Below are 22500 nucleotides of genomic sequence, written 5' to 3' on the forward strand. Positions count from 1 at the left end.
GGCGGCCTCCTTCGATCTGGGTCCAGGCGTTGCGTTCGTTGGCAAAAAACGCGGGTCGCAATAAACGTGTCGGCGTCGACTTTTATTCACGGCGTTTCCTGGCTTCCTCGGCCATCCGGCTTCTGGGGAAAATGGGGCGTGGTCTGGCCGCGAGGCGCAAGGCTGGGGGTGCGAAGAACTCGTAGAAGGCGGGCGTGAGCCCGCCCTACGCCGCCCTGCGCGCGCGCTCGCCGGGGCCGGATTGCGCCGCCTCGACACTGCGAGCCATCGCCATTCCTGCTACGCCCCGACGCAGGAAGTCCCACTCTGCTGCCGCTTCCTGCATTCCCCGTGACCAATGCCAGATTCCCGGCGCGGCTGCGGTGACGAAAATGCGCGCTTTCCGCCCTGGGATATCGATATGCAGCGTTGTGTGCTCGCCGCGCTCCTTGCCGTGCTCGCATCCACGGCCAGCGCCGCGGATGCCTGCCTCGACCGGGCGTTGCAGGCGCATGCCTTTAGCGACGGGGCCGGACAGATCTCGATCGCCACGCTAGCGCCCGACGGCAGCCGCGATACGCGCGTTCTGGACAGCATGGCGGCGGGCGCGGGTCTGCGCGGAGACGAAGGCTTCCGCCTGGCCAGCATCACCAAGACTTATGTCGCCGCGACCGCCCTGAGGCTGCACGAAGATGGACGCCTCGATCTGCAGGCGCCAATCGGCCGCTATCTGCCTGACGACTGGATAAAGCTGCTGCAGAGCGACGGCTACAAGACCGAGGCCATCACGGTGCGCCATCTTCTCAGCCACACCGGCGGCCTGGCCGATCACGCGCAGGCGCCGCAGTTCGTCGCCACGCTCAAGGCCGATCCACAGACCCGCTGGACGCGCGAGGGCGACCTGCATCACCTGGTCGAGTGGACCGATCCGGTGGCCGCACCTGGCGAGAAGTTCGCCTATTCCGACACCGGCTACATCCTGCTGGGAGCCATCATCGAGCGCATCACCGCGCAGACGTTGGCGCAGGCGGTACGCGAGCAGCTGCGGCTCGACGCGCTCGGCGCGCCGGGAACCTACTGGGAACGCTACGAATCTCCCGTGGGCGGCGCGCGTGCGCACCAGCGGTTCGAAGGACTGGACACCTACGGCTGGGATCCATCGATGGACTTGTACGGTGGCGGCGGCCTGGTCGCGCCGCCGGTCGACGTCGCAGTGTTCTTCGATGCGCTGCTCGGCGGGCGCGTCTTCAAGCGCCCGGAAACGCTGGCGCTGATGCAGTCGGCCGAGGGGCTGCCCAGCGGGAGCCCGTACCGGCTCGGCGTGTTCGAGTACGACCTTGACGGCACTGCGGCGTTCGGCCATTCGGGCTTCTGGGGAACGCTGGTGGCGCGCGAACCGGAATCGGGTCGCACGATCTCCGGCGCGGTCACCGACCGCAACGACTTTCCCAAGCTCAGCAAGCTGGTGAACGACTACGTCGCGCGCGCACGCGCGGCCGCCACCGGAGGGCAGGGGTGCGAGGGGCCGCAGCAACCAGGCAACAAGGCACCCATCAAAGCGGAAGGGGGCAAGCGCTTCCCATAGAGCGAGGCCATGCCCCGACGCGCGAGGCGCCCGGGCCCACGGCGCGAATTCGATAGGGCGGAAGAAATCAATCTGGCGATCGGCCTTGCTCAGGCGGCCGATGCTTCCTCATCCTCTTCCGGCCCTCGCCACCACACATGCCCGTCCTCGCGCGGCGGTGCCTCGATTTCGCGGGTTTCGATGCCTTCGATGTGGCGATCCTGTCCGGAGGCCGCCCAATCCCTGAGCAGTTTCTCCACCGACTTGCGGCTCTGGGCGGCGATGCCCAGGTTGCGGCCGACTTGCCAGCCGTCCGCGTCGTCGTAGTCGTGCCGATGCGGGGTGCCATAGCTGCAGCGCATGCAGTAGTAGCGCACGGAGTCCGTCCAGTCTTCCGCGTAGCCCAGGCCAGGCGCAGTGGCGCGCAATAGCGGTTGCAGGTCCTCGCGGCTGTCGCAGCTGACGAACACCACGAAGGTCTGGAACTGCGACGGGACCAGGCGGACCAGTTCGTTGAACACCGGCACCTGGTGTTCACCATCGAAACGTTGGCCGGTGGCCGCGCCGTCATGCAGCACGATGTCGCCGAAACGATGCCCGCTCTCCGGCATCGGGACGTTAAGCAGCCGCGCGCGCACCGGATCGATGCGCCGCATGAACACGGTTTCGCCGGCGTGCCAGGGATTCAGGCGCACCACGGCGACACCGTAGTCGTCGTCGATGGGGCCATCGCCTTCGGGAACGCGGATGCCGCATGCGGTCCATAGCCGTCGCGCCTGCGCCCACTCGCCGAGCGCCGTGGCGGCGATGGCCGCGTTCCAATGCTGGGCCTGGCTCTCCTCGTCGGCCAGTTCGATCGCGCGCAGGTTGTGCTGCAGCGAGACCGGCCAGTCCAGCATGTACTTGTGCGCTAGCCCGCGCATGTAATGGTAGGCGTCGTCGCCGGGCTCGCGCTGGAGCAGGGTGTCGAAGTCGCGCGATGCCTCGGCCAGCGCGCCGCGATCCATCGCCGCATAGGCGCGCTCGTGCAGCGCCCTGAGTTCGTCCTCGTCGGTCATGCGTCCGGCCGCTGGCGGGGTCGGCTTCATGATGGCATGGGCGTCCGGGTATCAATCGGGAAGGAGGCAATTCGCCCTCTCGATGGCGATGCCGACACCGATCCATGGGCGCAGGTCAAGGCCGGGTACCCGGCTGACAGCGTTCGTCGTTTTCTGACGCGGGTGGAGCGGGGCGCGCATCCCTGCGACTGGATGGAAGGCGAACCTCGCACCGACGCGCCTGGCGCGAGGCGGGCTTGATCAGCCGCTCGCCGGCCCGCGGTCCGGCAAAGCGCAGTGCCGTTGCGTTGTCAGGTGCAGCCCGGCGTTGCGCTGCGGGCAGCCATCAAGGGGCCATCCTGCCGCATCGTAACCGCGCCCTAACCGGCGGACCACTGACAGCGTAACGGCGGCTGTTGAACCATGCACCGAACGGCTTTGCACGGCGCACACATTTTCTGGAACTTCGCGGATCGACCAGGCTGTTTGGCGGCAGGCCGCTGGCCCTCGCTGTCGCGTTCGAAGTCGGAACTGGCGAACTGGCCCGCCCTGCGTTCCTGGTGCGTGTCGCCATTCAAGGCATTGGCATTTTTCTTGCGTCCCTTTTTGGGAGGTCCGCGCGCCGGAGCTGGGCGTCAGACGGCCCGCGACGCGAGATCGCCGGCATCCCGTGCTTCGGGGTGGCCGCGACAGGGTAGGAATCGTCCCGAGGGAAACAGGTTGGAAGCTAGGCAGCAGAACAACTCCGGCAACATCGGCTCGGCCTTCGGCGAAGAGGCGCCGGACGCCCGCGTCGCGATCGACGCCGGTAACCGCTCGCCATCGTCCGGCCGCACCGCAATCGACCGCACCGCGCCCGGCCGTATTCGCAAGGCGTTGCTGCTGCGCAATGTCGGTCTGCTCTGGGTCGCGCTCGGTACCGTGATGACCGCCCTCAGCGTCACCAGCGGCCAGGGGCTCAAGCTGTCCGTCTGGCTCTGGCTCGGTGCGGCCTGCTACGCGGCGTACCGTTTCCACAACGTCCGCGCCGCCGCCGTAGCGCCGGACCAGGGCCATACGCGCCTGATCCCCGATGCGGAGTGGCAGCGGGTCCTCGGCGAGATCGAAACACGTCGCGCCATGCCGCGCAATGTGCACGACCTCGTCCCGCGCACCAGCACCCTGCAACAATACCGCGACCGATTCGCGTGGCAACACCAGCGGGGCAGGCTGTCGGACGCCGAGCTTCAGCATCGGCTGGCCACATTGGATGCGCTGGCGGAAGCGCTCGATCCCGCGAGGAAGTGACCACAGGGAATCGGATGGAGGCAGTCAGGTCTTGCCTGGCGTCGCCCGGTTAGCGGAGCGCATCTCAGGCTCGTCGTCAAATGACTCGCGGCTGAGGCCTTCGACCTGGCACGGCTTACGTTGCTGCATTGCAGCCATCCATGTCACGAGAGGGCGGTCGCTCTTCCTGACCCAGATCAATGTCGTGGGGAGTCGCAGCGGGCAGCATCCGTAGCGCCGGCATGGCCATCTGGTTGCCAGCCGGCGGAGGAGTCATGTCTGGTCCACGCCTGTTGCTGTTGTCCCTGGTCGCTGCGATGGCCCTCGGCGCGGGTGAGGCGCGCGCTCATTGCGATGCGCTCGACGGCCCCGTGGTCCGAGACGCGCGATTGGCGCTGGAGCGCGGCGATCCGACCCCCGTGCTGAAGTGGGTGGAACCGGCGGGGGAAGCCGAGATCCGCGAAGCCTTCCGCGCCGCGCTTGCGGTGCGCGCCAAGGGAGACGAGGCGCGGCAGCTGGCCGATCGCTATTTCTTCGAAACCCTGGTGCGGGTGCATCGCGCCGGCGAGGGTGAAGGATTCACCGGGCTGAAGCCCGCAGGCGCGGTGGACCCGGGTATCGCGGCCGCGGATCGCGCGCTTGAATCCGGCTCTGTCGCCCACTTGTCGCAGGAACTGTCCACGCGGCTCGCCGACGGCATCGCGACACGCTTCGATCACGCCCTGCAGCTCAGGCAACGCGCCGGCGACAACGTCGAGGCGGGACGCGCCTATGTCGCGGCGTACGTGGACTACATCCATTTCGTCGAGTCCGCCGATCGCCTGACCCGGCGCGGCGCAGCGCATGTCCACCACGAAGAGCCGGTCATCGAAGGAGACGAAAGGAATTGATGCCTGGCGTTTGCCTTTGGGCGGCCGACGCGGGTTGGCGTCGCGATTTGTCTGTACTCCTTATTCCAGATGCCAGGGTGGGCTCATGGATCGTTGTCGCGCCGCACGTTTTTGAAGCGATCATTCGTTGCATTCGAAGCTGTCTGTGAGGGTTTGTGCATTTTCACCATGGAGTCGGCGGCGAGGCATTCGCAGGCGCAAAAGGAAAGGCATTGCACCGCACGATTCCGACGACCGGGCAGGGCGGCTCATATGTCACGTATTGGAAATTGGTTCGCGCACGTCGCGGCGACGGTATTCGCGGTTGCATTTGGTGCGCGAGCGCAGTGGGGGAATACACCGTCGAAGTCGTGGCGCGCGACCTCAATCGTGACGTCGAGGGGCCCTTGAAGACCCGCTTTCGCCTGGTCGAAGTCGACTCGGGCGCTGCCTCCAGAGATTGAATGCCCTGTGCTGCAAGGGGCCTGGTCGTCTGCGCTAGACTGCATTTCATTCCAGCGGCAAACACCCATGATTACCTGCGTCGTCCACTACACCATCGACCCTGCGAAGATCGAGGCGTTCGAACGCTTTTCCAGGGAATGGATGCGACTGGTGAACCTGCATGGCGGGCGACATCACGGTTACTTCCTGCCGGGCGAAGGCGCCAGCGACAAGGCCTTGGCGCTTTTCAGCTTCGACAGCCTGGCGAGCTACGAGCGCTACCGCGCACGCTTCGGCCATGATCCCGAGTTCCTCGCCGCCGACAGGATCCGCGACGAATCTGGCTGCGTACTGCGCTATGAGCGGACATTCATGCGTCCGCTGTTCGCCGAAGACTGAGCCAGCATCGGCCTGTAGGGCGGGCCTTCGCCCAGCTACGCATGGCTTGGCAGCGCAAATTGGGCGCAGGTTTTGGGGTCGGATTCGCCTAGCGGATGACGTGAGCTGGGGTGAAGGTGCGCGGACCGGATACCGGCGGAACGTAGGGGCTCGGGGCCACGTCGCGGATTCGTCATGCGGCTTTAAACACCGCTATGGCAGCCTGCGGTGCCGGAAAGCCGCGTACGCGCTCGGCTGATGCCCGGCCTGCCTGACAACGCGAAGGAGGATTCGTCTTGAAGATCGTGACCAGTCTCAGCTTCCGCGGCCAGTGTCGCGAGGCGTTCGAGTTCTACGCGAAAGTCCTGGGCGGCAAGATCACAGCCGCCCATCCCTACAGCGAAGCGCCGCCGGACATGCCGGTGACCGATCCGAAGTACAAGTATTGGCTGATGCATTGCTGGCTCGAGGTCGGCGACCAGGCCTTGATGGGGGCGGACATGGACAAGGAGTGGGCTCCCAATATCGACAAGCCCAAGAACGGCTTCGACGTCACCCTGCATACCGACGACGCCGACCAGGCGCGCCGCTGGTTCGATGCGCTCAAGGAAGGCGGCACGGTGGTGATGGATTTCGCCGAAACCTTCTGGTCGCCGGGCTACGGCAGCCTGGTCGACCGGTTTGGCGTGCCGTGGATGGTGAACACGACCGCAGCGGACTCGAAATCCGTGTAAGGCGGGCTTGAGCCCGCCCTACGCCAACGCTGCCACCTGCTGCTGTCCGGACGTAAGCTGGCGGCCAGACCCATCCGGTACCGCGCCATGACCATGCCTCGCTCTGCAGGAATACTTTCGCTGTTGTTGCTGGCGGCATGCGCCGGCGGAATGGGGCCGGATCCGGGGTCTCCAGCCGCTGGTCCCAACCCGCTCACGCAGGTCGGGCGATGGGCCCTGCAGGGCGCGCGTGATGCCGGCGGTCAGCCGATCGCTGCGGTGCTGCCCGGCGGCCGCGCCGTGCATGCGCTGGTCTTCGAAGGCGATCGCGTCGCCGTGGAAGGCGGCTGCAACCACATCGGCGGGCGTTATCGCATCGAGCGCGACGGGCGGCTGCGCGTGCTGGAAATGCAAAGCACGCTCATGGCCTGCCAGGACCAGGCGCTGATGGCAGCCGATACCGCCGTCACCGGCCTGCTGGAGGGCGCGGCCCAGTGGCGCATCGCCGAAAGCTACCCGGAGCAACTCATACTCGACCACGCCGATGGACGCAGCAGTCACTGGGTGGCCGTACGTCCGCCGCAGTGACCGCCGTATTGGTAAGCCATCGTTGAATGGACGGCGCAGGCAATCATCGCGGCGGATCAGCTGCTGTGCGTATCCGAGCTACCCATTTTCGACCTGCTCTGTTGGCCGTCCGGCCCGGAACGCCGGGACAGCGGCATCGCTGCCTAGCCTGACATCATCCTCGAACACCGAGCGATTGCGTCCGGAACGCTTGGCGCGATACATGGCGGCATCGGTGCGGGACAGCCAGTCGCTGACGGATTCGCCGGGACGGAAACGGGAAGCGCCAATCGAGATGGTGACGTTTCGGCCGTGGCACTGGACTTCGCTCTCCACCGATTCGCGCAGGCTTTCGGCGATGCCCCATAGCGTCGCGGCGTCGGCGCCGGGGAGCAGCAACCCGAATTCTTCGCCACCGAGGCGGAAAAATCGATCGTCCGTGCGGGTGGAGCCGCGCACCACATCGGCGACCTGGACCAGTACCTGGTCGCCTGCTTCATGGCCGAAATCGTCGTTGATCTGCTTGAAGCGATCGAGATCGAAGATGAGCAGGCTGAGCGGCTTCCCGGTGCGTACGCTGGAGACCATCGCGGCCTCCAGTATGGCTTCCATGCCACGGCGGTTGCTCGCGCCGGTCAGCGGATCCCGCGAGGCGAGCGCTTCAAGCTGGGAATGCTGCAGTTCCGAGCGGGAGGCGAAGACAAAGGAGAACAGGCTCACCACCAACGACGTGACGACGAACATGAGCATCTGCGCGTCGGTCGTCAGCGCCGCATCGCCAAAGGCCACGGCGACGATCACGATCGCGGAAATCCCTACTGCCGGCCAGCGGCTCACGAGCAGGAAGTTGGCCACCAGGACCGGGTACACCCAGAGCAGGCCAGACAATCCGGCCAGATGCGCGACCGCGATGCAGCCGATCGAATAGGTGATTGCAACGAAGATCGCCGAGCCCTTGCTGCGGCCCGTGCGCCAGGCATAGATGGAGCCCGCGCCGATGCATGCCACGATCATGAGGTCGATTGCCGCGATTAGCGGCTGGCCGTTGACGAACCGGTAGATCGCGAAGGGCGTAATGCCCAACACGGTGATTGCGCCGAACAGCACGACGATCGCGAGGTGGAAATTCCCCCTCAGCCTGTTCGCCCACGCAGCATGTACACCGAACCTCGAATAGGGGCCCGACGCGCGCGGGCGCGTTCCCTGGCCAGTACCGTCCTCGATCGAAGTGGGCTGGTGATCGATCATATTCAACGCCTGCGGCTTGCTCCCGCATAGCGCACCCACACCATCGGTCTTGCGTACGCTGAATGCCCCCCGTCTCGCGTCTCGCCGGGGGCCGCAGCCACAACAAGCCCGTAACTACGACGCCCCTTGGTGCCCAGTCCGTCCATGTCGGGTTCGGCCAACAGATAAGGCATGTCGCGTTCCGGTTTTCGCACGCGTGGCGAATTTCGCTTGCATCCATGATCACTGGGGTGAGCTCCTCACCGCGTGAACGCGGCGCAGGTGGCTGCAGGTCGAAGCGCCTCTGTTCAGTTTCCACCAGCGTGACGACGGTCATCGTCGCAGCTGATCACTGCTGTGCGCTGCGGCTCCTGTCCCAGAATGGCTTTTCGGCGTTGTCGCTCCGCGCAAGCCTGAAGAGGGCAATAAGTCGAACGCAGTGCAGCGCTTGGCTTGAATGCCTCCGTTGCCGTGTGCTCGAGCCCTGGGTCTACGGCTCGAAGCGCCCTGTCGCGTCGCGATTGCGCGTGTAGCGTTTCGAAAGCGGAAACGGCGGCAGCCAGGCCTCGCGGCGCACGGTCCACAGCTCGTAGGTGGGCGTCAGCTGGTCGGGCGCATCCAGGGATCCCAGATTGATCTCGATCTCGTCCGCGCTGCGCCCGAACACCGATGATCCGCAGCGGGGACAGAAGAATCGCCCGGCGTAATCGCGGGTTTCGCCATCGATCGTCACTGCATCCTGGGGAAACACGGCAGACGCGTGAAACAGCGCGCCGTGATGCTTGCGGCAATCGAGACAGTGACACAGGCCGACCCGGAACGGGCGCCCCGACGCCACGATCCGGACGTTGCCGCACAGGCAGCTGCCCGTGAAACGTTCCATGCCGAGTCTCCTTCTCTAACCAGGTGGGGCAATGTTTATGAATGCGGGCGCCGCGCGTGTGCGTGTTTGTTCCGCAGAGGCTGTGCGCGGCGCGAAGCTACGGTCAACGGTTCGCACGGCAGACATCAGTACCCGCTCGCCGGCTCCGGCTTCGTCGGATCCACGTCCCCGGCCAGCGTCCAGACGACATCACGTCCCCGCGGGTCGCGGCTGAGATGGAAATAGGCCGGCGTGTCGGAGGCGAGTGTCCTCGGGCTCTGGCGCAAGGCGGCACCCGGCGGATCGAACGGAACGATGTACAGGCCGGTGGCGTCGATGGTGCGGCGTGCGCGTACGTCGGCCAGGTCGCCGATGTCGGCGATGGTGCCGCCGCGCTCGAGCAGCGGGTGTGCGAAGTCGATGAGCAGGTCCACCCTGGCCTGCGGCTGCCCGGGCAGCGCCAGCGCACCGCCCGCGACCAGCAGGTCCGGCCAGACCTCGCCGTTCTCGGGCAATTCGTCGTAGCGGGCGCGCGGCAGGCCCGCGTGCGCGCCGCTGGCGATCGCGTCGAGCGCGCCGACCAGGGCGAGGAAGTTGAGCTTGCGCAGGCGCTGCTTGTGCGGATCGCCCTGGATGCCGCCCGATTCGATCAGCACCGTGGACACGCCGGCCCTGGCAGTGAGGTCGCCGAAGGCGCGCGGGTTGAAGGTGTCGTCCCACCGGGCGATATGACCGCCGATGTAGGGCTCGAGCACGGCGCGGATCGCCACGGCGACTTCGATGGCGCGAGCGCGGCTGGCATCCACGTCGCGGGCTTCGTTGAAGGCCGGCGCCAGCAGCGCGATGGCGGTGCCGTTGCCGGAGCCGCCTGCACGGTATCCTACCTGCTGGTCGTGCAAGTTGAATCCGAATGCCGGCTTCAGGCGCTCGCGCAGCGCATGCAGCGCGCGCGCCTCCGGCGAGGCCAGCGCCCGCGCATCGCGGTTGACGTCGATGCCCTGCGCGTTGCGGCGCTGGAAGCGCACCGCGCCGTCCGGGTTCATCACCGGCAGAAAGTGCAGGGCGGTGCTCTTGCGCAGGCGCCGCACGATGGGGTGGTCGGGATGCTCGCCGAGAAAGCGGAACAGGTCGGCCAGCGCCATCGACGCCGTGCTTTCGTCGCCGTGCATCTGCGACCACAGCAGCACCCGCTTGCCGCCTCGTCCCCATGACACGTGGCGCAAGGGCCTGCCTTCCGCGCTGCGGCCGACTTGTTCGGTCCGGAAGCCGCGCGCTGCGGTCGCCAGCGGCCCGGCGACGGCCCACCAGTGTTCCGCCGAAAACGTCCGATCCTCCAGGTCCGCCACCCGCACACGCGTGTCGTACAGCGCATCCAGCGCGCCCAGCCAGTCCGGGGGCGGCGGCATCGCTTCCGCGGTTGCGGATGCCGGCGCCGTTTCGGCTTCGCGGGCCGTAGATGCCGTCGACCACGCCAGCGAGAAGATCAGCAGGGAGAACGCGAGGAAGCGAGACATGATGGCGATGCTCCATGACCGGCCCGCATGCTCGGAGGCGCCACGTGCATTGTCAAACGGCATTGCGTGCTCGAGCCGGATCGCCACGCGTACCTGATCCTTGCGTTAACCTGCTCCGCATTCCGGTCGGCAGGCAAAGGCATGGACAGGCGGAACTTCATCGGAAGCGCGGCGCTGGCAACCCTGTTGCCGCTCATGGGCGGTGCGGCCGCGATCGCGGCGCCGCGCCGGCGATTGCTGCCGGCGGCTCTCGCGCCAGGCGATACCGTTGCGCTGGTGAGCCCGTCTTCTGCCACGGACGAACGCCTCAGCCTGCAGCTGACCCAGGAGGCGATGCAGGCGCTGGGCTTCAAGGTGAAGACCGGCGAGCATTACGCGTCGCGTTATGGGCATCTGGCGGGTAGGGATGCCGGGCGCGCCGGCGATCTCAATGCGATGTTCGCCGACAGGCAGGTCAAGGCCATTGTCTGCGTCCGCGGCGGCTCCGGCGCCGCGCGGCTGCTGCCGATGCTCGATTACGACGCCATCCGGGCGAATCCCAAGGTGCTGCTGGGCTACTCGGACGTCACCGCGCTGCACTGCGCCATCCACGCGCGCACCGGCCTGGTGACCTTTCATGGACCCATCGGCGCCGGCAGCTGGAATCGCTTCAATGTGGATCAGTTCCGCCGCGTGTTCTTCGATCGCGAGCTGATGCAGTACCAGAACACCGTCGACGCCGGCGACGAGCTGGTACCCCGCAAGAACCGCACCCTCACCATCACCGGCGGCAAGGCGCGTGGCGAGTTGATCGGGGGCAACCTTGCGGTGCTGACGGCTCTGGCCGGGTCGCCTTATCTGCCCGACTTCAAGGGCAAGATCCTGTTCCTGGAAGATGTGTCGGAGGCGCCATACCGCATCGACCGCATGCTCACCACGCTGAAGCTCATGGGCGCGCTGGACGCGATCGCCGGCTTCATCTTCGGCGAGTGTACCGATTGCGATCCGGGCGACGGCTACGGCTCGCTGACGCTGGACCAGATCTTCCACGACCACATCAAGCCGCTGGGCATCCCCGCCTATCGCGGCGCGATGATCGGGCACATCCGCGAGCAGTTCATCGTCCCCGTCGGCGGCCGGGTGGAGCTGGATGCCGATGCCGGCCGCTTCCGCCTGCTGGAGCCGGTGTTCGGCCAGGCCTGAACGGACGCAGCGGACGACGACCATGAGCGAGCGCATCGCCCACGCGGGCCTGGCGGCGAGGCGGATGGACGCGGAGTCAGCGGCGGCACTGATCGGGCCGGGGATGACCGTGGGCATGAGCGGCTTCACCGGCGCGGGTTATCCGAAGGCGGTACCGCTGGCGCTGGCGGCGCGGATCGGCGCGGCGCATGAGCTCGGCGAGCCGTTCCGCCTGCGCGTGCTGACCGGTGCATCCACCGCCCCGGAGCTGGACGGAGCGCTGGCGCGCGCTGGCGGCATCGATTTCCGACTGCCGTACCAGTCCGACCCGGAGCTGCGCGCGCGCATCAACCGCGGCGAGATCGAGTACATGGACATCCACCTGGGCCACGTGGCGCAGTACGCGGCGTTTGGATTCCTGGGCACGATCGACGTGGCGGTGATCGAGGCCACCGCGATCCTGTCCGACGGCCGCCTGCTGCCGTCCACGTCGGTGGGCAACAACAAGACCTGGCTGGATCTCGCCGACCGCGTCATCGTGGAGGTCAACCATCGCCAGCCGCTGGGCCTGGATGGCATGCACGACATCTACTACGGCACCGCGCTGCCGCCGCATCGCAAGCCGATCCCGCTGCTGCATCCGGGCGATCGCATCGGCGAGCCCTACCTGCGCGTGGATCCGGCCAAGGTGGTGGCGGTGGTGGAAACCGACGCGCCCGACCGCATCGGCCACTTCGATCCGCCCAACGACGTGTCGCGCCGCATCGCCGGACACCTGGTGGAATTCTTCCGCCATGAGATCAGGGCCGGCCGCCTTTCCGAAAAGCTCCTGCCGCTGCAGTCTGGCGTGGGCAACATCGCCAACGCCGTGCTCGCGGGCTTGCGCGAGGGGGGCTTCCGCGGACTCACTGCGTTCACCGAGGTGATCCAGGACGGAATGCTCGCGCTGATCGACGAGGGCGTCGTCGAGGTCGCGTCGGCCACATCGTTCTCGCTCAGCCCGGCGAGCGTGGACGAGTTCGTGCGCAACATCGACCGCTACCGCAGCCGCATCGTGCTGCGCCCGCAGGGGATCGCCAACCATGGCGAACTGATCCGCCGCCTGGGTTGCATCGCGATGAACGGCATGGTCGAGGCCGACCTGTACGGCAACGTCAATTCCACCCACGTCGCCGGCACCAGCATCATCAGCGGCATCGGTGGCTCCGGCGACTTCGCCCGCAACGGCTTCCTGTCGTGCTTCCTGTCGCCCAGCACGGCCAAGGGTGGTGCGGTCTCGGCGATCGTGCCGATGGTCAGCCACGTCGACCACACCGAGCACGACGTGGGCGTGGTGGTGACCGAGCAGGGCCTGGCCGACCTGCGCGGGCTCTCGCCCAAGCAGCGCGCCCGCGTGGTCATCGCCAACTGCGTGCACCCCGAGTACCGGCCGATGCTGGCCGACTACTTCGAACGCGCCTGCCGCGATAGCCGCGGCAAGCACACCCCGCACCTGCTGCCCGAAGCCCTGTCCTGGCACCAGCGTTACCTGGATACCGGCAGCATGCGCGCCTGATTCTTCTTCGGACGCTCTGACCGTAGGGAACGCGCGAAAGGCAGGCGCCAGACCACGACGCTGTGTACTCCGAATGGATCGGGCATGTCCGCACTACGCGGGTGCGCGCCGGGAACCGCAGGAACTAATCTCCCTCGGATGGCACGGGGTCTTCATTCGCCTCGGCACGCAACAGGCGCAGGCCGAACAGGGCGCCGGTTCGCCGCCCGCCGGTGGCCACCAGTTTGACGGTGATTCCCCGGGTGGCAGCCGCCCGACCAAGCTCCAGAGGCAAGGAAATCCTGCGCTCGACGAACGTGTCCTTCGCGTCGCCCTGCAGGCTGATCGTCGTCAGCCGGCGTCCATCGGCCAGCAGCTCGAAGCCTTCGTTGTGGTCTCCGCCATAGAAGGTGAGCAGCAGCTCGAGGGCGGTGGCCGAATCGGTACCGTCCGGCGCCTGCAGCCGGTAGGACATCCACTTTCCCGTGTCGCGCCAGTGGCGCCCGACACGCACACCGGTGCGGCTGTCCGGGCCCTGGTACTGGTGGTCGACCTCGGGTTGCTGTTCGCCCGGAATCACCTGGTCCAGGGTGCGGTCCTCCAGCGCCTGTCGCTGGCGTTCGGCGGCCTCGATCTGGCGGACCACGGCGGGGTAGGCCGATGCAGTGGCGGTACGCCAGTACACGATGTAGCGCGAGTCGTGCACGCGGAACAGCGGCTCCAGCCGTAGCCCGCCGAAGGCGGCGGGCCGGATCAGTCCGCCGGCCTCGAAGGTGAGCGGGCGTCCCGGTACCGGCCTGACCTGTGCCGCCAGCGCATCGCGATTGCCGACCAGCATCGGCGCGCGGTCCAACGGCAGCAACGGCCCCGGGGCGACGTGGCTGCCGCGGCCATCGTCGGCGATCAGGCCGTCCAGGCCTTCGGTACCGGTGCGGGCGGCGAGCACGATCGGGCCATGCATCAGCGCCACGTAGTCCGAACCGTCCGGCAATCCTTCGGCGCGGGTGTGCATGGGAAGATCGATTTCGACGAGATCTCCATTGGCCCACAGGCGTTCGATGCTGGCATAGGACGAGGGCGTGGACCGCAGCGGCCATGGCTTGCCGTTGACGCGTACGTTGAGCGGTCCCTCCAACCAGTGCGGGTGACGCAGGCGCAGGCCGAAGCGTTGCGGCTTGCGCAGCTGCAGGGACAGCCGGCTCGTTTCCTCGTCCGGGAAGCGGGTGTCCTGGCGCAGTACCAGTTCTCGCTCGCGCCACTGCAGTTGCGATGCCATGTACAGGTTGACGGTCAGCGAGTGCGCGTCATGGGCATAGGCGAAGACGCCATGGCGACCGTGGCTCTCGATGCCGGTGCCCACGCAACACCAGAAGCATTCCTGCGGCTGCGAATAGACGCGGTAGTGGCGCGGACGGATCGGGGTGAAGTAGACCAGGCCGCCGTGCTGCGGATGCTGGCTGGAGAGGATGTGGTTGAACAGCGTGCGCTCGTAGAAGTCCGCGTAGCGCGGCTGCGGGTCCACCCGGTACAGCTGCCTACTCAGCCGCAGCATGTTGTAGCTGTTGCAGGTTTCCGGCCCTTCCGGCGATCCCACCATAGCGCTGAAGTCGCCGACAGGATTGAAATGCTCGCGCACGCTGTTGCCGCCGAAGGCGATGCTGCGGCGCCGGGTGACCGTTTCCCAGAAGTAGGCGGCCGCATCGATCCAGGCCTGGTCGTTGTCCAGTTCGCCGATGCGGGCGAAGCCGACGACTTTCGGGATCTGGGTATTGGCGTGCAGGCCGTCCAGCGCGTCCTCGCGGCGTAGCAGCGGGTCGAGCAGGGCGTGGTGGGAAAACCGTCGTGCCAGGGCCAGATAGCGGCGCTCGCCGGTGATGGCGTAGACGTCGGCCAGCACCTCGTTCATGCCCCCATGTTCGGTGGCGAGCAGCGCCTGCATCTTCTGCTCGTCGAGTCCGGCCACCAGGCGGTCGGCCCAGTCGACGAATGCGATCAGGACCTCCCGGGCCTGGGGGTTGCCGGCATGCCACCAGGCATCGCGCAGGCCGGCGAACATCTTGTGCAGGTTGTAGAACGGCACCCAGGCGTCGCCCAGCGAGAACGAACTGGCATCGACCGTTCCTGCCGCGACGCTGTTCCACAGCACGCGGCCATTGGGCACGGCGCCCACGTAGCCATCGCCATTGGCCTGCTGGCACGCGGCCAGTTCCGCCACCATGTAGTCGAGGCGCTGGCGCATCTCCTCATCGCCCTGCGCCGCTTCCTGCGCCAGCGCCGACAAGTAGTGGCCGGCCGTATGCCCCTCCAGACCCATCGACTCCCAGTTGGGATACTTGGGCGCGCGCGGCGCCAACGCCGCTTCGATCCGGTACGGCGCGACCAGGCGGTCGACAGCCAACGCGGCCAGGTAGCGACGGTTGATCGCGTGGGAGTGGGCGAACACGCCCTCGCCGAGGCTGACATCGGCAAGCGCGAACAAACGGGTGACATCGGTACCGGCATCGACGGCACGACCGGCCAATGCAAAGTTCGGCACGGCTGCGGCCAAGGCCAGGGATTTGACGAAGCTGCGCCGGCTGAGCCCGCTGGCGTGGTCGATGCTCATGAGCGATTGATCTGCGGTGACCGCAACGTCGTCATGGCTAACGCACTCGCGGAATGCTCACGCCGACTTCAGTCTGCACGACCGGCTTCATCGTGCCGTCCGGATTGTATTGCAGGTGCTCGACGGTCACGGCCCGACGTCCGATCGCGCCATTCATGTCGCCGATCGCCAGCGTGGCGTTATGCAAAAACAGATACCAGTTCTCCTTGAACTGGACGATGCCCGGATGGATCGTGAAACTGTACTTGCCCGATCCCGTCAGCAAACCACGGTGCGTCCATGGCCCGGTGATGCTTGACGCTGTCGAGTAGGACACGTGTTCGTCGCGCTGCGTCTTGCGGTCCAGCGATGCATAAGTCAGATAGTACAGCTTGCCACGCTTGTGCAACCATGGACCTTCTTCGAAGTGTGGCGGCGTGATTTCGCGGATTGGCCCATCGATCTCGATCATGTTGGGTTTGAGTTTCGCGATGTAGCACTGGCGGTTACCCCAGGCCAGCCAACTGGTGCCGTCATCGTCAGTGAACACGGTGGGATCGATGTCTTCCCAGCTATGCGTGCCCCTTGGCGTCATCGCGTTGGTGACCAGTGCCGAACCGCGGGCATCGACGAAGGGGCCGGTCGGCTCGTCCGAGACCGCCACGGCGATGGCCTTGCCCGGATGCGTGGCATCGTGCTCGACCGCGGCGTAGAAATAGAATTTTCCATTCTTTTCGATCGCCTGCGATGCCCACGCGTCGGCCTTGGCCCATTTGAAATCCTTCACGTTCATGATCGGCGCATGTTCGGTCCATGTCTTCATGTCCCTGGTCGAATAGACCAGCCACTCGCGCATGTTGAACATTTCGTCGCGCTGCGCCTCGTCGTGGCCGACATACAAATACAGCGTATCGCCGATGACCAGCGGAGCGGGATCGGCTGTGAATTTATCGCGGATGATCGGGTTCGCGCCGGCGGCATTGCCAGGCTTGACCTGTGCGGTTGCTGGAACGCTCACCGCGACCGCGCCTAACGTTATCAAAGCCAGCCACTTTTTGCCGCGACTGTGTTTCCAGAAGGGCATGATTCTGGACTCCATATATCGTGTACTTTCGAATCAGTCAGCGCTGGGCGTGAGACGGAACAGTCGCGCGCCATGCGGTGCGACCTGCGGCTTGAACGTGCCGCTCACCGGCTCCAGCGGCGTGTGGCTCCACAGGTCCCGAACCTGCACCTGCCCCTGCAGTCCCAGCGCGGCCAGTTCCACCGGGACCGGGCGACTGCCGGTGGCTGCGGCGCTGGCATCGCGGGTATCGAACACCGCCAGGTACTTGGCTCTGCCGTCTTCCGCATCGGCGACCCAGGCGATCAGCCCGTCGTCGGTGCGGAACAGCTGGCGGTTGTGCGCGCTGTGCTGGTTGACCGCGAGCACCTCGTCGTTGGTGAGCAAGGACAGCGTGAACGGATCGGTACTGGTCATATCGCCGCCATGGATCAGCGGCGAGCGCGCGATGCTCCACAAGGTCATCAGCGTGATCTGCTCGTCGCGGGTGAAACGGGTAGGGCGATCGAACTCGACGATGCCCAGCGGCAACATGTCCGCATCCGGCCAGGCGCCGGCGATCCGGTACGGGGTCCAGTCATGCAGACGCTTGAACTGAGCCAGCAGCAGTTCCCAGCGATCCCAGAAATCGTCGCTGATCCGCCACATGTTGGCATGCCGGTTGACGTGAGCGCCGGCGGACAAGGCGGTCTCGCCCGGCGATGTGCTGAATACGATGGGCCGGCCGGTCTTGTCGATCGCCTTGCGGATGGCCTCGACTTCGGCCCGGTTCTGATCGTACGGACGGCTGAGATCGTCGACCTTGACGAAGTCCACGCCCCAATCGGCCAACTGCTGCATCAGCGAGTCGTAGTAGGCCTGTGCACCCGGTTTGGACATGTCCACGCCGTACATGTCCGGGTTCCAGGTGCAGATGCTGTTGATATCGGCGATGTCCGCGGCGCGCAGATGCGTGCCCAGCAGCGGCGTGTTCTGCTTCACCGCCTGGCGCGGAATGCCACGCATCATGTGGATGCCGAATTTCAGCCCCTTGCCGTGCACGTAGTCGGCCAGCGGCTTGAAGCCCTGGCCGCCAGCGGCCGAGGGAAACTTCTCCGGCGCCGGCACCAGGCGGCTGAAACCGTCCATGGCCAGCTTGGCGCCTTCCTCGTAACTGTGACCCTTGGACGTGGGCTGGTACCACTGGATATCCACCGTGATGTACTGCCAGCCGTGCGCCTTGAGCTTGGCGGCCATGAAGTCGGCCTGCTGCTTGATCTGCGCTTCGGTGACCGTGGTGCCGAAGGCATCCCAGCTGTTCCAGCCCAACGGGGGCGTGGCGGCCCATTGATGGAAATCGTTCGATGGCGGCGTGGTGATTGCCGCGACAGAAACCACGGACAGGCTGCCGGTGAGCAGCAGGACACCTAGAAGTCGCAGAAAGTTCGATTGACGCATGGACCCTCCTGTACCCCTGACGGTTCGACAGCGGCAGCAGAAAACGCGCAAGGCCGCGTCATGGGGGCAGGTTAGGGCTGACAGTGACCGGTGGTCCAATGAAAAGATTTGCAGCAGCCATGCCAAGTTGACATGGCCCCACGCGGCCAGCCAAGTGGCAAGGCCAATGTCGTGGCGCGGGCGGGATCACAGAGCACGGAATCAAAGGGAACGGAGGCGATTAAGCGAGCGAGCTCGAAGCGCTACTTAATCGCCTCCGTTCCCTTTGATGTCCCGCGTCTGCAGAAGACCTACTCAGCCTCGGCCCGCCCGATTCCGTGCCACACCGCCTGCGCAACGGCCGCGCTTCCGTGCGTTAGCGCGGCGTATGGGATTGGAAGCTGAGCAGCCGGCGCATGGGCGGCGCTTCTAGCCCAGAGCTAGGGGTGAGGTTCATTTGTCTTTTCCTGCCAATCCGTCGCATACACCGCATTTCGCTTTCGGCAGATGCGCCTAGCGGGTTCGTGGTCAGAACGACAGGGCCCGGCGCGAAGCCGGGCCTTGTCGCAATTACGCGCGAACGTTACTCACCCCGCAGTTCGCCCAGTGCATCCTCCGCCTGTACCAGGCCCCAGCCGAAACTGGAGTCGTAGCCGGACGCGCCCAGGTCCCGGGCGGTGACGTTCAGGGCCGCGCGGACCTGGCTGTTGGTCCAGGACGGATTGGCGCTCCAGACCAGGGCCGCCACGCCGGACACGTGCGGCGTCGCCATCGAGGTGCCGCTGTTCAATGCATAGCCCTGGTAGTTGAGCGGCAGTCGCGAATCGACCGTGGTGGCGTGGCCGATATGCGATGCCAACAGATCCTCGCCGCTGGCCTGGGTCACCCCGACCACCGGAATGGGCGGAATGATCGACAGGTCGTCGCCGAGCGTGCCGTTGAGATCGCCCGCCACGTTGTTGTAGATGATCGCCGCGACGCCGCCGCCGAGGAATACGTTGCCCGCCTTGGCCACGAAGGTGGCAGCACCGCGCTGGCACAGCACCATCTTGCCCTGCCAACTTGTGTTGCCGGCCGGTAGCGGTGTATTGCACAGGCCGCCGCTCACCAGCGGTGCGGTCGCGATCGCGGCTTCGGTGTTCTCCATCGGGATCGCCGGGTAGGATTCGCCACCCGAAACCACCGGTGCCGCCGGGCCGAGCGGATAGGTGCTGAGCACCGCGACGCCCGGCGCCGCCAGTTCGGTCTGGTCGTTCTTCGCGGAGAATCCCGCCAGGCGCCGGCGATCGTCGATCGCCGCCACCTGCACCACGCTGTTGTAAGAAGCCGGGTAGTGGTAAGCGTCCGTCGGTGTAGTGGGGGAGCCATGGTTGCCGGCCGCAGCGACGTTCAACACGCCGGCCCTTTCCAGCGCGCGGAATGCCAGGTCTTCGCCGCGGCTGTAGCCGCTGCCGCCCAGGCTCATGTTGATCACTTTCGCGCCGGCCTGCTGGCAACGGTTGGCGGCATTGATCAGCGTCGAGCTGTAGGTCCAGGCGCAATTGGCCTGGCGCTCGTTGCCGAACACCTTGACGATGTACAGCGACGTCTTCCCCGGAGTGACGCCGACCACGCCGATGCTGTTGTTGGCTGCTGCAACGGTGCCGGCGACGTGGGTGCCGTGGCCGCAGTTGTCGACGTTCCAGTCTCCCGGATAGCCACCAACGACGTTGACGCCCTGGAAATCCTCGTGCCCGGCGAACAAGCCCGAGTCGACCACGCAGGTCAGGATGCCTTCGCCGGTCGGCGCGCCCGGATCGATCGCGCCGTCGCGATTGCCGTCCCACACGCGCCGTGCCTGCACCATGTCGATTCCGTAGGGCACGGTCTGCCCGGCCGGGGCTGCCGCGGGTGTGCGGATCCGGTCTGGTTCGACCAGTTCAACATGGGGATTGTTGCGCAGCCCGCGCATGGCCTGCGCCGGCACGGTGGCCGCGAGCACGCCGATATTGTCGAACGCGTAATGGATCTGCGCATTGGACCGTTTGAGTTCGGCCTGCACGAGTCCCTTGCTGCCGACCCTGTACTTGATCAGCACCCGCTCCGCGCCTCCGGCGGCATTGGATTCGACCGGCAGGGCGCCGGCCACGAACGTCAGCGCCAGGCTCATGCCAAGCGCACCCACTAGCGTCTTCTGTTTCATCACAGCATCCTCGTATGGAGGTTGCACCGCCGAGGCGGGCCGGCGTCGCAAACACGCGTTGCAATGCGCGCGTTGGAGGGCGAGCGCCATCACAGCTTCCACCCGTCGCGTTAGCGCTGTGTAGCGACGGCCTGCCTGTTTTCCGCGGCACCTCAGAACACCGGGTGGGTCCCGGACCCAGGCTGACTGGTTAAGGTTTGGAGCGCGCACGTGCCGCCGATCCGAAACGGTGGGGCCGCTGGCGAACCTCAGCCCTGACGGCCCGCAACCCCTACGGCACGATTCGCAGCACTTCGCCTGCCATGGCGGTGACGCCCCGGTTGGCGACGTACAACGCGCCGTCCGGCCCCACTGCAAGGCTGGTGGGCCGATCGAGCCCGCCGAACACGACCGCGCGGCTTCCGTCCGGCGCGATGCGGATCACCTGGCCGGGCCCGGCGAAGAACAGCGGGCCGGTCGCGTGCTGCAACACGTACAGGCTGCCGTCCGCGGCGAAGTCGAGGTCGATGATGGTCTTGAACCCGGATTGCCAGACCGTCGGTGACTCGCCGGGTGCGATGCGGAAGATGTTGGCTGCGCCGTCGGCAAAGGGGACGCCGGTCAGCTGGCCCAGGTAGATCGCGCCATCGGGGCCACGCGCGAATCCGGTCGGCACGGCGTCGGTGGCTGCGAAAGGCCGCGAGAGGAACGTGGCCACGGTGGTGATCGAACCATCGGCCGCCACGCGCAGCAGGGAGTTACCCGCAGCATCGGTGACCAGACGCGCGCCAGGCTCGGCGAGTACCGCGAAAGGATTGGTTTCGATGGGGCCGCCGGCGGGGTTGGTCGCCTGCTCGTGCGCAGAGACGTCGGCGACAACTTGCCACGTGCCACCCGGATTGAGTCGTAGCAGGTGGCCGAAGACCTTACCGGCTGCACCGAATTCGGAGCGCATGGCCGGCGCCACGCCGGCGAAGCCGATGGTGACGTAGCCGACGTTGCCCTGGAACGAGATGTCGTTGGGTCCGCCGGTTTCGGTGCCGGCAGCGTCGGCGATCGAGGGCAGTCCTTCGACCACGCGTTCCTGCCGGCCGCGATGCAGGCGGCTCACCGCGCCGGTCGGTCCATAGCAGGCGGCGATGCCGCGCATGCTGATGCAGGGGCTGGCGCCGCCGCGCCCTGCTTCGGTGACGTACAGCGCACCGTCGGGCGCGAAAGCGAGTCCGCGCGGGTTGTCGAGCCCGGACATCACAACATCGACCGATGCGGCGAAGGCCGGGGTTGGGAGGAACAGAGAGGCTGCGAGGATAAGGGCAGGGCGCATGGGAGCCTCCGGCGCTGGGGGACGCGGGCACTGCGAGCCCGCGACGCTGTACCCCCGTCAACGCCTGTCCGCTGCGCAGTCGGACACCGCCCGTCGGCCGAACCGGGCGGGTCCGGGCCCGGCGCTTATTGCACGCTGATGGTGCCGCGCATCAACGCGGCGTGCCCCGGGAAGCTGCAGAAGAACGTGTACGGGCCGCCGTCCTTGATCTTGCTCACCGGGAAGCTCACCGAGGTGGTCTTGCCGCCGCCGATCAGCTCGGTCTTCGCGACCACGCGCGCGTCGTCGGCCTTGAGGTAGCCGCCGGCCACGCCCGCGGAAACGCCGTCGCCCGCCACGCCCTGCACGTCGGCTTCCTTGCTGATGACCACGTTGTGACCCATCACCTCCACCGCCAGCTGGCCGGTGTGCTTGAGGGTGATCTTGAACTCGGTGCACGACGCCGGGACCGTGATGGAGCCGACGTTGTACTGCATGGCGTCGTTGCCTTCGATCTCGGTGGCGCAGTCGGTGACCACCGCAGCGGGCTTGTCGCCGCTCGCTGGTGCGGGCGTTGCGGCAGGAGGCGGCGTAGTGGCGGTGGCGTCCGCGGCCGGTGCGGGCTCCGTCGGCGCCGGTGCTGGCTCGGCGGTGTCGGGCGGAGCGGGAGTGGCGGTGTCCGCCGCGGTATCGGCGCTGCGGTCGCCGCAGGCAGCCAGGGCGAGGGCGCAGGACGCGGTGAGCAGGGCGAGCTTGAGGTTCATCGGGGTCTCCTGGGTCAAAAACGATGGCAATGATCGCCTGATGCGAGTCGCAATGCGTGAAAATCGTGGAAATCGCCACCGTTCCATGTGGACC

The 22500-nt window shown here is 66.6% G+C and carries 18 protein-coding genes; 8 read left to right on the forward strand and 10 right to left on the reverse strand.

The features are described 5' to 3' along the window. The first annotated feature begins 400 nt into the window (after positions 1-400). Positions 401-1564: a serine hydrolase domain-containing protein gene (locus MC375_RS11695; protein ID WP_242103574.1), complete on the forward strand. Its 1164-nt coding sequence runs from the start codon at positions 401-403 to the stop codon at positions 1562-1564. An 89-nt stretch (positions 1565-1653) separates the two neighbouring features. Here the strand turns inward: MC375_RS11695 and MC375_RS11700 are convergent, their stop codons facing one another. Next, a complete protein-coding gene (locus MC375_RS11700) occupies positions 1654-2631 on the reverse strand; it encodes a hypothetical protein (RefSeq protein WP_242103575.1) in 978 nt (325 codons plus the stop codon). 669 nt (positions 2632-3300) lie between these two features. On the opposite strand from MC375_RS11700, the gene MC375_RS11705 reads away from it, so the two are divergent. The 5 genes from MC375_RS11705 (at position 3301) to MC375_RS11725 (ending at position 6838) form a co-directional block, all read left to right on the forward strand. After that, the gene (locus MC375_RS11705; protein WP_242103576.1) at positions 3301-3867 is read left to right on the forward strand and encodes a hypothetical protein; all 567 of its coding nucleotides are present in this window, start codon (positions 3301-3303) and stop codon (positions 3865-3867) included. A 254-nt stretch (positions 3868-4121) separates the two neighbouring features. Next, the gene (locus tag MC375_RS11710; RefSeq protein ID WP_242103577.1) at positions 4122-4736 is read left to right on the forward strand and encodes a DUF6448 family protein; all 615 of its coding nucleotides are present in this window, start codon (positions 4122-4124) and stop codon (positions 4734-4736) included. A gap of 510 nt (positions 4737-5246) precedes the next feature. Then, positions 5247-5558, forward strand: coding sequence for an NIPSNAP family protein (locus MC375_RS11715; protein WP_242103578.1), 312 nt, complete (start codon positions 5247-5249; stop codon positions 5556-5558). A 284-nt stretch (positions 5559-5842) separates the two neighbouring features. Continuing rightward, positions 5843-6271, forward strand: coding sequence for a VOC family protein (locus tag MC375_RS11720; RefSeq protein WP_242103773.1), 429 nt, complete (start codon positions 5843-5845; stop codon positions 6269-6271). Positions 6272-6358: 87 nt separating this feature from the next. Next, positions 6359-6838: an META domain-containing protein gene (locus MC375_RS11725; protein WP_242103579.1), complete on the forward strand. Its 480-nt coding sequence runs from the start codon at positions 6359-6361 to the stop codon at positions 6836-6838. Positions 6839-6916: 78 nt separating this feature from the next. On the opposite strand, the gene MC375_RS11730 is transcribed toward MC375_RS11725, so the two are convergent. From MC375_RS11730 to MC375_RS11740, 3 genes are all read right to left on the reverse strand, one after another. Continuing rightward, on the reverse strand, positions 6917-8065 hold the full coding sequence (locus tag MC375_RS11730) for a diguanylate cyclase (RefSeq protein WP_242103580.1): 1149 nt from the start codon (positions 8063-8065) through the stop codon (positions 6917-6919). Positions 8066-8534: 469 nt separating this feature from the next. Further along, positions 8535-8927 (reverse strand): GFA family protein, encoded by a 393-nt coding sequence (locus tag MC375_RS11735; RefSeq protein WP_242103581.1) that lies wholly within the window; start codon positions 8925-8927, stop codon positions 8535-8537. A gap of 125 nt (positions 8928-9052) precedes the next feature. Beyond that, positions 9053-10420 (reverse strand): M14 family zinc carboxypeptidase, encoded by a 1368-nt coding sequence (locus MC375_RS11740; protein ID WP_242103582.1) that lies wholly within the window; start codon positions 10418-10420, stop codon positions 9053-9055. Between the two features lie 141 nt (positions 10421-10561). Between MC375_RS11740 and MC375_RS11745 the strand changes: the two genes are divergently transcribed. After that, a complete protein-coding gene (locus MC375_RS11745; RefSeq protein ID WP_242103583.1) occupies positions 10562-11602 on the forward strand; it encodes an LD-carboxypeptidase in 1041 nt (346 codons plus the stop codon). A 22-nt stretch (positions 11603-11624) separates the two neighbouring features. After that, positions 11625-13136: an acetyl-CoA hydrolase/transferase family protein gene (locus MC375_RS11750; protein WP_242103584.1), complete on the forward strand. Its 1512-nt coding sequence runs from the start codon at positions 11625-11627 to the stop codon at positions 13134-13136. A 124-nt stretch (positions 13137-13260) separates the two neighbouring features. Here the strand turns inward: MC375_RS11750 and MC375_RS11755 are convergent, their stop codons facing one another. The 6 genes from MC375_RS11755 to azu form a co-directional block, all read right to left on the reverse strand. Then, positions 13261-15720 (reverse strand): glycoside hydrolase family 127 protein, encoded by a 2460-nt coding sequence (locus MC375_RS11755; RefSeq protein ID WP_242103585.1) that lies wholly within the window; start codon positions 15718-15720, stop codon positions 13261-13263. Positions 15721-15757: 37 nt separating this feature from the next. Continuing rightward, positions 15758-16783: a glycoside hydrolase family 43 protein gene (locus tag MC375_RS11760; protein ID WP_242103586.1), complete on the reverse strand. Its 1026-nt coding sequence runs from the start codon at positions 16781-16783 to the stop codon at positions 15758-15760. Positions 16784-16816: 33 nt separating this feature from the next. Next, positions 16817-18199 (reverse strand): glycoside hydrolase family 27 protein, encoded by a 1383-nt coding sequence (locus MC375_RS11765; RefSeq protein WP_242103587.1) that lies wholly within the window; start codon positions 18197-18199, stop codon positions 16817-16819. A 562-nt stretch (positions 18200-18761) separates the two neighbouring features. Then, positions 18762-20360 carry a S8 family serine peptidase gene (locus MC375_RS17735; RefSeq protein WP_277929452.1) on the reverse strand — a complete coding sequence of 533 codons (1599 nt, stop codon included), beginning with the start codon at positions 20358-20360 and terminating at the stop codon, positions 18762-18764. A 271-nt stretch (positions 20361-20631) separates the two neighbouring features. Beyond that, positions 20632-21663 carry a ScyD/ScyE family protein gene (locus MC375_RS11780; RefSeq protein ID WP_242103588.1) on the reverse strand — a complete coding sequence of 344 codons (1032 nt, stop codon included), beginning with the start codon at positions 21661-21663 and terminating at the stop codon, positions 20632-20634. A 125-nt stretch (positions 21664-21788) separates the two neighbouring features. Next, positions 21789-22406 (reverse strand): azurin, encoded by a 618-nt coding sequence (gene azu / locus MC375_RS11785; protein ID WP_242103589.1) that lies wholly within the window; start codon positions 22404-22406, stop codon positions 21789-21791. Between the last annotated feature and the right edge of the window lie 94 nt (positions 22407-22500).

The sequence above is a fragment of the Lysobacter sp. M2-1 genome, assembly GCF_022662495.1.
Lineage (GTDB): Bacteria > Pseudomonadota > Gammaproteobacteria > Xanthomonadales > Xanthomonadaceae > JAKPBU01.

Bases quoted from the DNA above. Each gene is read 5' to 3' on its own strand.
- MC375_RS11755 (WP_242103585.1), bottom strand. From the start codon at position 15,720: ATGAGCATCGACCACGCCAGCGGGCTCAGCCGGCGCAGCTTCGTCAAA.
- MC375_RS17735 (WP_277929452.1), bottom strand. From the start codon at position 20,360: ATGAAACAGAAGACGCTAGTGGGTGCGCTTGGCATGAGCCTGGCGCTG.
- MC375_RS11735 (WP_242103581.1), bottom strand. From the start codon at position 8,927: ATGGAACGTTTCACGGGCAGCTGCCTGTGCGGCAACGTCCGGATCGTG.
- MC375_RS11715 (WP_242103578.1), top strand. From the start codon at position 5,247: ATGATTACCTGCGTCGTCCACTACACCATCGACCCTGCGAAGATCGAG.
- MC375_RS11695 (WP_242103574.1), top strand. From the start codon at position 401: ATGCAGCGTTGTGTGCTCGCCGCGCTCCTTGCCGTGCTCGCATCCACG.
- MC375_RS11710 (WP_242103577.1), top strand. From the start codon at position 4,122: ATGTCTGGTCCACGCCTGTTGCTGTTGTCCCTGGTCGCTGCGATGGCC.
- MC375_RS11750 (WP_242103584.1), top strand. From the start codon at position 11,625: ATGAGCGAGCGCATCGCCCACGCGGGCCTGGCGGCGAGGCGGATGGAC.
- MC375_RS11700 (WP_242103575.1), bottom strand. From the start codon at position 2,631: ATGAAGCCGACCCCGCCAGCGGCCGGACGCATGACCGACGAGGACGAA.
- MC375_RS11780 (WP_242103588.1), bottom strand. From the start codon at position 21,663: ATGCGCCCTGCCCTTATCCTCGCAGCCTCTCTGTTCCTCCCAACCCCG.
- MC375_RS11760 (WP_242103586.1), bottom strand. From the start codon at position 16,783: ATGCCCTTCTGGAAACACAGTCGCGGCAAAAAGTGGCTGGCTTTGATA.
- MC375_RS11745 (WP_242103583.1), top strand. From the start codon at position 10,562: ATGGACAGGCGGAACTTCATCGGAAGCGCGGCGCTGGCAACCCTGTTG.
- MC375_RS11740 (WP_242103582.1), bottom strand. From the start codon at position 10,420: ATGTCTCGCTTCCTCGCGTTCTCCCTGCTGATCTTCTCGCTGGCGTGG.
- MC375_RS11725 (WP_242103579.1), top strand. From the start codon at position 6,359: ATGACCATGCCTCGCTCTGCAGGAATACTTTCGCTGTTGTTGCTGGCG.
- azu (WP_242103589.1), bottom strand. From the start codon at position 22,406: ATGAACCTCAAGCTCGCCCTGCTCACCGCGTCCTGCGCCCTCGCCCTG.
- MC375_RS11730 (WP_242103580.1), bottom strand. From the start codon at position 8,065: ATGATCGATCACCAGCCCACTTCGATCGAGGACGGTACTGGCCAGGGA.
- MC375_RS11765 (WP_242103587.1), bottom strand. From the start codon at position 18,199: ATGCGTCAATCGAACTTTCTGCGACTTCTAGGTGTCCTGCTGCTCACC.